We start from the raw sequence: 12,909 nt of genomic DNA, 5'->3' as shown, positions 1-12,909 counted from the left end.
TAGCTCCTACGCACCGTAGCCGACCTGCCGTGAAGAAGGAGTACCCCGCACTCGATCGCACCTATAGGCACTCTCCGCACCTGTCCTCACCACTGCCCGAGCGGAGTCAACTGAAGACTCCAAGCAAGGCATTGGCCCAATCCGGGTTCCGGTGAACGGCCGGGGCGTGGGCGCGGCAACGCCCCCGGCCTCCGGCCCCCGCTAAGGGGAGAGACTGCTTGTGATTGCCGAGACCGTGTCGATCGTGTTCGGGGGCCTGGTGCCGGGGTTCCTGCTCGGCCTCCTCGCGTTCCGGGTCAAGTCGAGGTGGTGCCCGCGCTGCGGCGGGTCCACCGAGGCCATGCACCACACGGAGGACCGATGAACGGGCCGAACCGGCGCAACAGCGGGCAGCCGCCGATCGGGCGGCGGGTGGCGCAGTTGCGTACCCGACGGGGAATGACCCAACAGATCTTCGCCAGCCGGGTCGGCAGGTCGAAGAGTTGGGTGGACAAGGTCGAGCGCGGTGTGCGTACCCTCGATCGGCTCTCGGTCCTCGAAACGGTCGCCGCGGTCCTCGGCGTCGCCCCGGAGGTGCTGCTCGCCCGGGAAGCCCGGCGAGGTGAGCTGGTCGCGGGCGTCGCCGCTGCCGTCGAACGGGTACGGGCGGCGCTGGCCTGCTACCACGCCCCCGGCCCCGGCGAGGCCGGCTGGCGACCGCCACTGCCCCTCGAAGAGCTGGACCGCCGGGTGGCGTACACGTGGATGGCGTACCGCCACGCCCACTACTCCCAGGTGTTGCGGATGCTGCCCGACCTGCTCGCCGACGCCCGCCAGGCCCGCGAACACGGGGCACCGACTGGTTCGGCGCGCGCCGCCGACCTGCTGGTGCGCATGTATCGGCTCGCCGCTCAGATGCTGGTGAAACTCGGCGAGGCGAACCTGGCATGGCTGGCCGCCGACCGGGCGATGGCCACCGCCGCCGGTGACCCCCGACGCACGGCAATTGCGGCGATCCCCCTGGTCCAGGCGCTACGCGCCCTGGAAGAAGGCCAGCTCGCGATGATCGCCGCCAGCACCGCCGTACGCCGGCTCGCCTCGCACCCGTCCCACGACTTCCCGCCCGACCACCTCGCCCTGGCCGGAACCCTGCTGGTCGAGGCCGCTCTCGCCGCCGCCCGCACCGACTCGGCCGCCGCCCGCGACCTCATCGACCACGCCACCCACCTCGCCGACGCCCACGGCGACCGCCCCGACCGCGACAACAACGACATCGAGTACGGCCCGACCGTGGTCGCCCTCGCCCGTGCCCTCATCACCGCCGACCTCGGGGACCCCCACCAGGCCGTCATCATCCACAAGCGCGCCACCAACGGGGATGCCTGGAACCGGCTCCCCGCCGAACACCGGGCGGCCCACCTGATCGACATGGCGCGCATCCACCTCGACTCCGGCAACCCGCGTGCCGCCGGCCGCGCCCTGGTCACCGCCGATCGGATCGCCCCCGCCGAGACCCGCATCCGCCCCGCCGCCCGTACGGTGCTGACCGCCCTGCTCCGCGACGGTCCCGCCGACGCCGACGTGACCCGCCTGGCCGCCCTCATCGGCCTCACCAACCCCTGAGCGCCCAACAGCAGAATTTCAGCGTGAGGGGTCAAGACCCTCCTGCGCCCCTGACCCGGATACGCCGCCCGCCCGCTTTACCCAGCCGTGGCGGTCAGCGCGTGACGCCGCTCCCGACCACGTCACCACCCCGCGTGACCGTCGCAGCCCCGGCCCCGCCCCGCCGACGCCGACGGAGGTGGAACCGCCTCTCAATCCGTGCCGTCTGAGCAGTGGGACGACGGTGAAGCGGAGAAGACGGGGGCTGGGATGGCGATTCGGGGCTACCTCGCGGCGATGGTCGCGTGCGGTGTACTACTCACCGGGTGTGACGGGCAGACCGGGCCGGGGGCCGCAGACCTCGGGCCGGGCCCGGCTGCCAACGAATCCTCGGGGCCGTCGGTGCCGGAGGGGCTGATCGGCTCCTGGACGATCGCCGACCTCGCCGACCCCGGCGTGGGCACGATCCTGCGGCTCGCTGATCACGAGCTGTACCTCGTGGGCAGCCGCTGCGGCATCCTGCACGGGTCCTGGCGGGCCGACCCCGACGGGAACTTCCTCGCGGAGGTGAACTCCACAGTCAGCGCCGCCGACGAGGGCACTCCCGACTGCAAGCGGGTCAGCCAGGACACCCCCGGCTGGCTGCGGCGCGTGACCACGTATCGAATCGACGGCTCGGGGCAGCCGGTGCTCCTGGACAACCTGGCGCAGCCGGTCGCCCGGCTGCTCCCCGGTGCGACGCCGACCGCCGGACCGGGCATGGCGGCCTCCCTGCTGGAACCGCCGACGGTAACCGACGAGGCCCGACGCGCCCTCGCTCCGGCCGCCGCCCTACCGCCGACGCTGAACCCCGCCGACCAGCACCGACTGACCGGCCGCTGGACGCCCACCGTCGGGCACCGGGAGGCGTACCTGGAGTTCACGGCGGACGGCGAGTGGCGCGGATCCGACGGCTGCAACCGCGGCGGCGGCCGGTGGATCACCGCGACCGGGGGCACGCTGCTCGCCACCACCGGGCCCGTCACGGCGATCAACTGCCCCGACCATGTCCCGGTCTGGAGCTGGCTCGGGGCGACCCGGCGAGCAGGTCTGGACGGTGAAGTCCTGGTGCTGCTCGACGCCCAGGGCAGGGAGGCAGGCCGGCTACGCCCTGCCGCCTGAGAGCACCGGTACCCGTGAAAGGCGCAACGGCCGACAGCGGGGCCGGCGCGGTGCTACCTGGACTGCGGTGGGTATGTCGTGGCACCGCCACTGGGTCAGGCGCGCTGCTCCGGGTTATGGCCCGCCGGCGGCTGGGCCTGCTCCACCGCGAACGGATGGCGCAGTCGCCGCATCGCCTCCTCGCTGCCGTCGAAAGTCACGGCCGGACCGTCGAGCCCGTCGGTGCTCGCCGGGGCGAAGAACAACGCCGGTTGATCATTACCATTCGATGCCATGCAGTAGTCCTGTCTTCGAAAAAGAGGCACATCAGGTCGTCGGCAACTCGTGCCGACAGCCTCGTGACAGACCCGGCGCTCGCCCTGGGGCCCGATCAGTGTCTCGATTCCTGGCGAAAGCCCGGCGACACCGACACACCGCACCATACCCGGATTCACCGTCCGTCATGTGCCGCCGCCGTTGACCGCCCGCTCGCGGCGACTACAAACGCTCGAAGCTCTCCATACCGGCGAGTTCGAGCACCTCGGTCCGGGTTGCCGGGCATTCCTGCCGGGTCTGGTCGTCGATCTGACGGCCGGTCGGCACGGCACCCTGCTTCTCGTACCAGGAATAGAGGTTCACGGTGAGGTTCGCCATCGTGCCCGTCTCGGACCCGATCCCTCGCAGCGTCGGCAACTGGCCGTCCAGGTAGGCACACACCTCCTTCGCCGACACCGGCGTCGAGCCACCGGCCGGAGCAGATCCGGCCGCGCTGGATGCGATGCCGGCTGCTGCGGGGGTGCCCGGTGCCGCGGCCCCGGAGGGCTCGGGCGCGTCGGCGTCGGCACACGCCGTCAGTGCGAGCACAAGACAGAGGGCCGGCGCGAGCGTTCGGATCGTTCTCATCGGTTCTCGTCCTGACGTGGTTGTCGGTAATGGGTGACCGGCGGTCGGGCCGCAGCGGATGGCTCGTCAGCGGACTGTGACACGCGTGACCCACCGTCAGCCCCGGCGGCGATCGCGGTGACGAGCCACAGGCCGGCGGGCAGTCGGTAGCCGACGCCAGGTTCACGAAACCGGTCGAGCAGCCGGACCGCCCCCGCCCGGGCCGAAGCCTGCCCAGCCGGCGGAGCCGCCCGGTATGCGGCACCGGCGGGGCCGATCTCGACAAGCCATTCGGCCACGGCATCGGCGTCGTCCGGAGCATCCAACGCGACGTCACACGACGTGATCGTGACGGCGGTGAAGCCGGCGACGGTGAGGACCCGGGCGAGCCGCGCCGGGTCGGCGAAGGAGAACGGACCGGGCTCGTCGCCCACCGGCAGCGGTGGCAGCGGCCCGAGGTGCGGCGCTGCGCCGAGCATCGCCGCGGACATCCACGGGTTGACGCCGCCGTCGCGGAAGACGGTCGCGGCGAGGCGCCCTCCCGGGCGCAGGGACCGCCGGATCGTGGTGCAGCCGGCGACCGGATCCGCCAACAGCATCAGGGCCATTCGCGAGTACGCCGCGTCGAACGGCGCCCCCGGCACGACGTCGAGGGTCTCGATGTCGGCCGCGCGGAACCGGATACCCGGGTACCGGTCCGTGGGGAACCGTTGCCGGGCGGCGGTCACCATCGCCTCGGCGATGTCGATACCGACCGCCGCGCCGCTCTCGCCGACCGCCACGGCGAGTTCGGCCGTGGTGCCGCCACAACCACAGCCCACATCGAGGATCCGTTCGGCGGGCCGCGCGGCCATTCGATCCATGGCGGGCGCGCCCAGCGGTCGGCCGATCTCGTCCTGCCGATCGGCGTGGCGAATCCAGCCGGCTGCCGCTCCCGTCCAGAAGGCGGCGTTGCGGGACCGCAGGGTGGCGGCGTCGGCCATCAGAACGGCATCTCAGCGCCGTCGACGCTCATCGATCGAAAGTTGGCCGCTTTCGTCGGGTCGAAGCCGCCCTCCTGCGCCGCCAGGCCTGCGGCCCGGACCAGCCGTTCGGACTGGAACCGACGGAACGCGGCCTCGTCCTGCCAGATGTTGATGATGCGCCAGCCGTCCTCGGTCGGGCCGGCGACATGGGCGACGAGTCCCGGCGGCCGGTCCGGCCCGAGGTGGCGCTCCACCTGCTGATACTCCGCCTCGCTGACGCCGGGCATCTCCTGCAACACACCGAACGGCATGACCGCGCCCTTTCGATAGAGTAAGAACCTATCCAATAGAGCACTACACTCGGACAGTGGTTGTCAAGAGACGCTATGACTCGTCCCGGCGGCAGGAGCAGTCCCGACAGACCCGGCGAGCAATCCTCGAAGCGGCTGGCCGGCTGTTCGTCGACCCCGGCTACGCGGCCACGCCGCTGACCGCCGTCGCCGCAGAAGCCGGCGTCGCGGTCCAGACGCTGTACGCGGTGTTCGGCAGCAAGCGTCAACTGCTCTCCCAGCTGGTTGACGTCACCCTGGCCGGCGACGACGAACCGGTGGCCCTGCCGGACCGGCCCTTCGTCGCCGAGATCCGCGCGCTCGCCGACCCCCGCGCCAAACTCACCCGCTACGCCCGCCACCTGGTCGAGGTCCACACCCGGCAGGCCCAGATGATGCTCGCGCTGGCCGGAGCGGCCACGGCCGACCCGGACGCCGCCGAGATCTGGCGCAAGAACAGCGACGAGCGCCGCCGGGGCATGGCCATGTTCGCCGCGGAACTCGTCGGCACGGGAGCCCTCCGCCCTGACCTGGACGTCGAACAGGTGGCCGACATCCTCTGGTTGGCCCAGGACGTCCGCAACTTCGACTGGCTCGTCCGGCAACGCGGATGGCCGCTGGAGCAGTACCAGCGGTGGTATGTGGACACCGTCAGCGGCGCCACCATCGCCCAGCCCCAGTGAGGCCGGTGTGATGGCCTGCCGCATCGCGGCATCCGTCTTCGGCAACGGCCTGACCCAGCAGGGGAAACACTCCCGGCCGCCCCCGGGAGCAGGGTTCCGGTAACCTGGTGCGGCGGGCCGTTAGCTCAATTGGCAGAGCTGAGGACTTTTAATCCTTAGGTTCTGGGTTCGAGTCCCAGGCGGCCCACCACTTGAACTGGAAAAATAGGCCAACGCCGCCTTCCTGGATCGTCCTTTTCGCGAGTATTGTCGGATTTCTGGTCTTGATGTGCGAGCACCCGCCGAGCACCCCGCTCGGGCATGGCAGTAGGCGACGCGGCGCGTCGGTGCTGGTCGGGGCGGGGTTAGGTGTTCGAGCGCAGACGCTCCGCCAGTACTCGCCTGAATGATCGTCTAGCGGTGTACCAACGCATGACCTGAGCACCCCATTTCGCTGTGGATGCCGGCAGAGCCCTGTTGTATGAGGTTGCGGAGGTCCCCTCGGCGCGCCAGGAGTGAACCCGGGTACCCGCCGGCTCGCGGGTTCGTGCACGCCTCCACGTCGGTTACCTGCTCCGCAACTCCTCAGTCCAGCAGCTCAACCTCCCAGTTCATCCGCTGGATCAACGTGTCGACTTCGCGAATTTGCCGGGCGAGGTCGTCCGCCTGCCTGCGCAACTCCGCCACCGGCAGCGCCGGAATCATCTTCAACTCCGACCGCAGCTGCCGATACCCACGCTGGCCTTCACCCGCAGCGGCGTCCGCGGCCCTGGTCCGCTTTCCTCGACGGTCCCGTACGCGACGGGCGTCGCTGAGCACGGCGTCGACGTCAGGCGCTCCACCCGATCGCGGCTGGCCTACCGGTCAGGAATGGAGACCCCGTCGCCGTCGAGGGGCGAGCCGTCCAGTGCGCGGTCGGTCTCGACGGCGGTCAGTTGCACGCTCACGTCGCCGTCGGGGGCCGGGAAGCGGGTGAAGTTCAGCAGGACGAATCCCAAACGGTTGTTACCCCGCACACCGTTGTTGAGGGGCGTCGTGCGTACGCCCTCGACGAGCCACTGGTGGAGTGGCTGCGCGTCCTCGTCCCGCCAGCCTCTCAACCGGGCGTGGTGAACCGCCAGGGTCAGCTTCTCGGCCAGGTATCCGGGGTCACAGACGCTGACGATCGTCAGATCGAGTTCCTCGAACCGGTGCGCCGCCCCGAAGTGCCACCGCGCCTGCACCCTGCGAACGCCCGGGGTCAGCGGCCGCCCGACGAACATCCAGTCGTACGCGTCGATGAAGGGCGCGCGGCTCTTGAGCCAGCTCTTCCGGTCCTGCTCCGGCACGACCCAGGGCATGGGGACCTCGTTGAAGTCGTCGGTCCACACGACCTCGGGGATCTCCCAGGCCGCCAGCCAGGCTCTGACGCGATCCCGGTTGGCCAGGAACTTCGCTCGCAGCTCATCGTGCTGGCGGTGTCTGAGCATGATCGATCACTCCCCGTACTCCCAGTCGAAGCCCCAGATGCGGACGTTGCCCTTGTGGTCGCCGGTGACGACGGTGCTGAAGGAGGCGTCGGCGCGTATCGCGTTCACCCGGACGGGGTGGCCGTGCAGCGTCCGGATCCGGCGCCCCGTCCGCAGCTCCCAGACATCGACGGTCTGCTCTCCCGGGTCCCCCGCGACGGCGAACCGTCCGTCGGGGGAGACCGCCACATCCTCGATCCCGTAGCGGGGGCCGGCAGGGTCATCGAGGACCCGCCCGTCGAACACCAGATCTCCGTTCGCGACGTTCCAGACGACGAAGCCCTGCAGGCCGGCGATGACGGCGAGGCGACGCGCGTCGCTGAAGGCCAGGTCCGCCGAGGAGCTGTGCTTGACCCGTTCGAGGTGGTACAGCGGGCGCTTGCCGCCCGGCCGCCATGCGGTGAGGCGGGTCATCTCGGCCATCAACAGCACGCCGGCGGCGAAGCGGATCTCCGTATGCGGGTCGGCGCACGTGAACGTCCGCAGCGACTTCCCCGTGTCGATCGACCGGACTTCCACGGTGGTCGTGTCGCCGTTTCGCAGCTGTACGGCGAGCGAGCGGGACACCTCGTCGGCCGTGACACCGTCGATCGTTCCGCGCCCGGTGCGGATCGTCGCGACGCAGGCCGCGGCCTGCAGTGACCACACCGTCGCCAGCCCGTGCCCGAAGCCGACCGTCAGCAGGTCGCCTGAGATGTCGAGCGTCGTGTTCCCCTCGTCGCGCGGCAGGGCGCCGGCGACTCTGAACCGCGGCCGGAAGGTCGCGGTGTCGTGGCAGGCGACGGACCCGTCCGAGTAGCCGATGACCAGGTCATGCCCGGCTCTGGCGAAGTGCAGCGTAGTAGCGGGGTTCCGCTGTTGGATCACCGAACCCGCCTTCTCGAGTGTCTCCAGGTCGAAGACCACGACCTCGTCGACGTTGGCGGAAAAGGCGAACAGCCTCCCGGAGTCGCTGACGTCGAAGACTCCGTGGGTGAGCATCAGATCGGACAGTTCCTGCTCCACCCAGACGCCGGTCAGTCCGATTCGCCGCAGATCCCGTCCCGCGGCCCGCGAGGCCCGACGCAGTCGAGGATGGCGTTGATGGCCGGGGATGGCCCTGGCCTCACGGATCGTGTCGGTCGCGTGCCGACCCTTTCCGGCCAGGATCATTGCCTCGATGCGGTCCATGACCTGCTCGAATGCGCGTTCCTCGTGCGTGAGGACATCGACCGCGCGAGGCGGCGCGTACGACCAGGGAGCGAGATGTCCGCGAAGCGGCATGGGGAGGCGGGACAGCGAGGTCTGGTCGCGGTAGCCGACATGTTCGGCGATGACGGCGTACCCGCAGTCGCCGCTGAACGCCGTGGCGTCGCGACGCGAGCCCCGCTTCCAATCCTTGGGGAAGGTGCGGACGCAGCGGCGGTTGGCGAGTTCGAGGACCTGGAGGTCTCCGGTCCCGGGGTCGAGCAGGGCCCAACCGGCTCGGCCCGAGACGCCGAGCGCGTGGTATCCCATGAGCCAGGGAACCTCCCACCGTCGCGGCTCGTCCCAGACCCGCATGTCCGCCATCATCATGGCGCGGAAGCCGAGCTTCAGGACGACCGATCCGTCCGTCGCCAGGGCGACCTTCTGGTCGTCACCGTCGATCTCGTCGGCAGGTATGTGCAGGCCGCGCATCCGCGTGCGACGCAGGGGCCACCACTGCTCCACCCGGTGATCGGCGTCGGAGCCGGGACGCCCCAGCGAGGCGGAGACGCACACCTCGGCGTCCTGGCCGAGGATCACCCGGGTGACCCGGCCCGTGTGGGGCCGGATGTCGACGACCGACTCCCATCCGTCGGTGCGGAAGACGAGGACGCGGCCGTCGGCCGTTCCCACAGCTGCGAAGTCGCCCTCGGGGCTGAGCGCCACGGCCGTTCCACCTTCCAGCCGGCCTTCGAGGTCGGCCGCCCCGTCGGCGAAGCGCCACCGTTCGACCAGGGAATCCTGGTAGCAGACGAGGATCCGCGCGCCGGCGTGGTCGATCGCGACGTCGACGGGAGCCGGACCGGATTCGGCGAGTTCGCCGACCACCCGGCCCTCGAACGCGTCCCAGATCCGCACCCGGCCCGACTTCTCGGCCACCACCACATGTGTCGCATCCCGGTCGCAGGCCATCGCCACGACCTCGCCGGACAGCTGCCCGAACACCTCGAGCGTGCCCCTCGGCGCCAGCCGGGCGCAGCGTTCGCTCGCGGCCGCGATCTCGGGCGAGCCCGGGTGCTTCCGGTCCGCCTCGGCCAGGTGCCGGGCCGCGAGGACACCGTCGCCGCGTTCCATGTGCACCATCGCGGCCAGGTGGTCCGCCTCCCAGGAGTCACCGGTGGCGCGCAGTTCCGACAGCAGGGTCTCGTCGGTGACGAGGCCGTCGGCCCACTTGACGATGCCGTGGTTGTAGACCGCGCGGACGTTGTGCGGGTCGATCGCCTTCGCCTGCTCGAACAGCTCGACCGCCCGGCGCTGCTCGCCGAGATCCCACAGCGAGAGCGCCTTGTTGGACAAGCCGTCGGCCTTCAGCGACGGCGAGACCCGGTTGGGGCGCGGGTAGGGGCTCCCGGCCCGATCCGCGTACACGTCCAGGAGGACCGCCTCCGCATCGGCGGTGTCGCTGATCCGCGATCGAGGGTCGCGGGCGAGGCAGCTCGCCAGGAGATCACGCAGCGCCGGTGGGAGGTCGCCGCGCAGCGCCGCCAGCGAGTCCGCACCGTCGTGGCCCCACTCCCAGAGCCGACGCCCGTGGAGCAACTCGATGACCGTCAGCGCCCAGGACCACATGTCGCTGCCCCGGCCGATTCTGCCGTCCGGATCGACCTGCTCGGGGGAGCAGTACTGCGGGGTGAACCCGCCGAGCGTCGCGTACGCGGTCTCGGCACCGCCCTGCGGGGTGTGCGGAACGGCCGCCTTCGCCTTGGCCGTGCCGAAGTCGGTCACCCTCGCCGTCTCGCCGTCGTACATGACGTTGGAGGGCTTGATGTCCTGGTGCACCAGACCCGCCGCGTGGGCGTGCCCGATGCCGCGCAGCATCTGAATCGCGACGTCGAGGGCCTGCGGGAGGTGGCGGCACCGCCCCTGCCGCACCGCCGAGGCCAGGTCGCCGCCCGTGACCCATTCCGCGAAGATCACGGGGTACGCGCCGACGCGCCGCACATAGTTGCAGCCGACCACGTTCGGATGGGGATCGAGATCGGTCCAGGCCTGCGCCTCCTGAGCGAACAGGTCGAGAATCTCGGGTGCCGCGGCCAGATCGGGTCGCGGCGTCTTCACGGCGAGGTCGACGCCCCAGGCGAGGTGATGGGCGCGGTACACGAATCCCATGCCGCCCGTCTCGACCACCTCCTCGATGCGGAAGGTGTCGAGGACGGTCTCCCCCGGCCGCCACCGAATCACCTCCCCCGCATCCACACCGAGGCCCTAGTCGACGAGCGCCACGTAGATCGGGCTGCCCAGCAGCGTGCCGTCCGGCCCGGACTTCTCGGCCAGCCGTTTGGCGACGAACTCCACTCGCTGCGTCGGTCCCGGGAGCACGGCACCGGTCTGCGACAGGGCCGCGTGGAAACGCTCGTCGTCGAACTCGCCCGGGTCTGCCTGCAGTTCCTGAAGCTTGCGGAACAGGTACGGCGGGACCGATCCGACCGGTTCGGCATTGCCGCCGCCGATCACGTGCGACGCCGACCGCCAAGGACGATGACCTGACCGTCGAGCGTCCCCGCGAAGACCACGATGCCGGAGCTGGGAAACACCCTCCACCGCATCTCCAGGCAGGCCTGGAAGTAGGGGCGGGACTCGGCCGCAGTGCCGATCTGGTCGGCGTCCTGCAGGTGCCGGATCACCTTCTCCAGCTTGTCGAGGTCGTGGCGCTCGGGCAGGACCGCCTTGCGGCTATAGCGGACGACCTTGAGATCCACGGCGAGTTCGGTCTCGTGCTGCGCGGAGGAGGCGACTTGTGCCGCGAGGAGCCCGATCTTGAGATGCGACAGGTAGAGGTAGTACGTGAGGCTCACAATGCACTCCGGTGACAGGGAGATGTCTGAATCTCAGCCTACGTGGCGCATGCACGCGATCAGGCGTCGGGCACCGGCCATCATTGCCAACGGCGCCAGGCCTAGGGACTCGCCCCCATTGCGTTCCTGATTGCCGGAGGTGGAGCAGCATGACATCACCACGGTCCTCGGCAGGTTGAGGATCGGAAGTCCCGACGTAGCGTCACGCACCCCCAGCAACCCGCTGAGGAACACGCCGTCGGCAAGAGCGATCCCCGACGAGCCGGGATCCGCCTCGACCCACTCGTAGTGCGCGCGGAAGAATGCCACGCCCTCGGTTTCGCGGGGCAGCCACCGCAGCCAGCGCGTGAGGTTCATCGTCGTTGCCTCGTGGATGCCGGTCCTTGAGTCGCAGAGTTCCCGGGCGGCGAGGATGGTCTGCGCCCGGCGCGGCGGGAGCGCCCCGGGAACGCCGTCAACGGGGAAGTAATCGCAGGTAAGCAGCAGCGGAAGCGGGTTCGCCGCAGCGGCCAGCGCGCTGTCGCGCCTCACGCCGTCGAGGACGGCGAGCGACGGCATGAACCGCAGCTCGAACCGTTCGACCAACCGGGTAACCCGCGGTCCCGGCACGCCGACGGGCAGAATCGGCCACGGCACCGGCGTCAACTCGGACGGCACCGACATGAACAGCCGCCGGTCACGGTCCCCGACCTTCCGGAGCGCGTCGGGCAGCAGGCGGGCCAACGTCGAGGTGAGCCGGAGTTCGTCCGGGGCGTCGGCCTGTTCGAGGAAACCGTCGAGGTTGACGCCGGCGACATGGTCGGGGACCGGCCAGGCGGGTGTGACACCCGACCGCAGCAGCACGATACTCAGCGCAGTGCGGAGCTCCTCGTCGTGCAAGAGGTTCACCACTCCACCGTCGACCGGGGTAACGCCACAGGTGAGCACCCAGTACAACGCGCCGCTGTCGTACCAGCTCGACCACCAGAGGTCGTCGGCCGCCGCATGGTGTCCCGCACTGGGTTTGATGGAGACGTCAAAACCTGGGAGGAACACCAGCGATGCCCGCACCGAAGAAGTACCCCGATGAGCTGCGTGAGCGAGCGACCCGGTTGGCGCCGGTTGTTGTACCAGTCAGTGTCTCGACGGTGGCCATCTCCAGGTCGTCGAGTCCATGCCAGGGTTCGCGCAGTAGCCATACCATCCACGACGAAGCAGTATCGAGGCATTCGCATGCATGGCAGTTACAATAGCTGACATCAACCGTGACACCAGCCGGCACGCACGGCCACCCCACCAGCACACGCAGTGGTGATCGAACTACGCTTGCGCCTGGCTCTTTGATGGCGTTATTCCCCTGGAATGGCGAAGTAGCCCGGCTTCGCGATAAGCGCTGATTCGAAGTATCGGCCATCTTCGTCGCCCGGAAACTCTGGCAAATTTCCGCGCCAAAGGGACATCGATAATTCGGGCGCAACAACGGTTCGCCCGCCCTCTTCATGACGAATACGAGTCCGTAGTTCAAGGAGGGCGATCACTTCGTCCGCCAGGGTCCTGAAAACGTCTGTCCCCTCGAACAGCACTGAATCGTCATCCGACCTGTAGATCTCAACCGCAATGACGTTTCCACCCCTGTCGCCATGCAATGCAATAGACAACCCTGACCGAAAAGGAACAAAACCGCGCCGCCGTGGCCGAAGCGGATCAGGCATCACGACATCCCCCAGGCTGGCCAACGCCGCCTCGGCCTCGCCGAGAGACGCACCGATCTCCGCCGGTCCAACGCCGACGGGTGGGTGCAGGTCAAGCCGCATAACCCCTCCTTGTTGCTCAACATCCGG

13 protein-coding genes, 1 tRNA gene and 1 pseudogene are annotated in these 12,909 nt (G+C 69.7%); 5 read left to right on the top strand and 10 right to left on the bottom strand.

Translation table 11 applies throughout. The features are described from left to right. Positions 1–220 precede the first annotated feature (220 nt). The 3 genes from ACQPZO_RS01525 (at position 221) to ACQPZO_RS01515 (ending at position 2,742) form a co-directional block, all read left to right on the top strand. Positions 221–364, top strand: a complete 144-nt coding sequence (locus tag ACQPZO_RS01525) for a hypothetical protein (protein ID WP_433346341.1) — start codon at positions 221–223, stop codon at positions 362–364. Next, entirely contained in the window at positions 361–1,602 is a 1,242-nt protein-coding gene (locus tag ACQPZO_RS01520) for a helix-turn-helix domain-containing protein (protein WP_433346339.1), read from the top strand. Before ACQPZO_RS01525 ends, ACQPZO_RS01520 begins: the two co-directional genes overlap by 4 nt. A 249-nt stretch (positions 1,603–1,851) precedes the next feature. After that, on the top strand, positions 1,852–2,742 hold the full coding sequence (locus ACQPZO_RS01515; RefSeq protein WP_433346337.1) for an META domain-containing protein: 891 nt from the start codon (positions 1,852–1,854) through the stop codon (positions 2,740–2,742). Between the two features lie 95 nt (positions 2,743–2,837). On the opposite strand, the gene ACQPZO_RS01510 is transcribed toward ACQPZO_RS01515, so the two are convergent. The 4 genes from ACQPZO_RS01510 to ACQPZO_RS01495 all read right to left on the bottom strand — a co-directional run bounded on the left by ACQPZO_RS01510 (position 2,838) and on the right by ACQPZO_RS01495 (position 4,879). Continuing rightward, the gene (locus ACQPZO_RS01510) at positions 2,838–3,017 is read right to left on the bottom strand and encodes a hypothetical protein (RefSeq protein ID WP_433346335.1); all 180 of its coding nucleotides are present in this window, start codon (positions 3,015–3,017) and stop codon (positions 2,838–2,840) included. Between the two features lie 202 nt (positions 3,018–3,219). Beyond that, positions 3,220–3,624 carry a hypothetical protein gene (locus tag ACQPZO_RS01505; RefSeq protein WP_433346333.1) on the bottom strand — a complete coding sequence of 135 codons (405 nt, stop codon included), beginning with the start codon at positions 3,622–3,624 and terminating at the stop codon, positions 3,220–3,222. Next, the gene (locus ACQPZO_RS01500; protein ID WP_433346331.1) at positions 3,621–4,586 is read right to left on the bottom strand and encodes a class I SAM-dependent methyltransferase; all 966 of its coding nucleotides are present in this window, start codon (positions 4,584–4,586) and stop codon (positions 3,621–3,623) included. The genes ACQPZO_RS01505 and ACQPZO_RS01500 overlap by 4 nt, the downstream gene beginning before the upstream one ends. Beyond that, positions 4,586–4,879 (bottom strand): hypothetical protein, encoded by a 294-nt coding sequence (locus tag ACQPZO_RS01495; protein WP_433346329.1) that lies wholly within the window; start codon positions 4,877–4,879, stop codon positions 4,586–4,588. Before ACQPZO_RS01495 ends, ACQPZO_RS01500 begins: the two co-directional genes overlap by 1 nt. 56 nt (positions 4,880–4,935) lie before the next feature. Between ACQPZO_RS01495 and ACQPZO_RS01490 the strand changes: the two genes are divergently transcribed. Continuing rightward, positions 4,936–5,580 (top strand): TetR/AcrR family transcriptional regulator, encoded by a 645-nt coding sequence (locus ACQPZO_RS01490; protein WP_433346327.1) that lies wholly within the window; start codon positions 4,936–4,938, stop codon positions 5,578–5,580. A gap of 114 nt (positions 5,581–5,694) precedes the next feature. Continuing rightward, positions 5,695–5,770: transfer RNA gene (locus ACQPZO_RS01485), tRNA-Lys, on the top strand. Between the two features lie 374 nt (positions 5,771–6,144). On the opposite strand, the gene ACQPZO_RS01480 is transcribed toward ACQPZO_RS01485, so the two are convergent. The 6 genes and pseudogenes from ACQPZO_RS01480 to ACQPZO_RS01455 form a co-directional block, all read right to left on the bottom strand. After that, the gene (locus ACQPZO_RS01480) at positions 6,145–6,378 is read right to left on the bottom strand and encodes a DIP1984 family protein (protein ID WP_433346325.1); all 234 of its coding nucleotides are present in this window, start codon (positions 6,376–6,378) and stop codon (positions 6,145–6,147) included. Positions 6,379–6,416: 38 nt separating this feature from the next. Next, positions 6,417–7,028 carry a hypothetical protein gene (locus tag ACQPZO_RS01475; protein WP_433346323.1) on the bottom strand — a complete coding sequence of 204 codons (612 nt, stop codon included), beginning with the start codon at positions 7,026–7,028 and terminating at the stop codon, positions 6,417–6,419. A gap of 6 nt (positions 7,029–7,034) precedes the next feature. Next, a complete protein-coding gene (locus ACQPZO_RS01470; RefSeq protein ID WP_433346322.1) occupies positions 7,035–10,475 on the bottom strand; it encodes a WD40 repeat domain-containing serine/threonine protein kinase in 3,441 nt (1,146 codons plus the stop codon). Positions 10,476–10,499: 24 nt separating this feature from the next. Beyond that, positions 10,500–11,089, bottom strand: a pseudogene (locus tag ACQPZO_RS01465) (DUF7019 family protein). A gap of 33 nt (positions 11,090–11,122) precedes the next feature. Continuing rightward, positions 11,123–12,139 (bottom strand): CHAT domain-containing protein, encoded by a 1,017-nt coding sequence (locus tag ACQPZO_RS01460; protein WP_433346320.1) that lies wholly within the window; start codon positions 12,137–12,139, stop codon positions 11,123–11,125. 278 nt (positions 12,140–12,417) lie between these two features. After that, complete coding sequence (locus ACQPZO_RS01455) at positions 12,418–12,882, bottom strand: hypothetical protein (RefSeq protein WP_433346318.1); 465 nt, start codon at positions 12,880–12,882, stop codon at positions 12,418–12,420. Positions 12,883–12,909 lie beyond the last annotated feature (27 nt).

Origin of the sequence: Micromonospora sp. CA-111912 (genome assembly GCF_050948415.1) — a bacterium.
Classification (GTDB): Bacteria; Actinomycetota; Actinomycetes; order Mycobacteriales; family Micromonosporaceae; genus Micromonospora.
The sequence above is the reverse complement of the archived record's forward strand: the minus strand, read 5'-3'. Positions and strand labels throughout refer to the sequence as shown.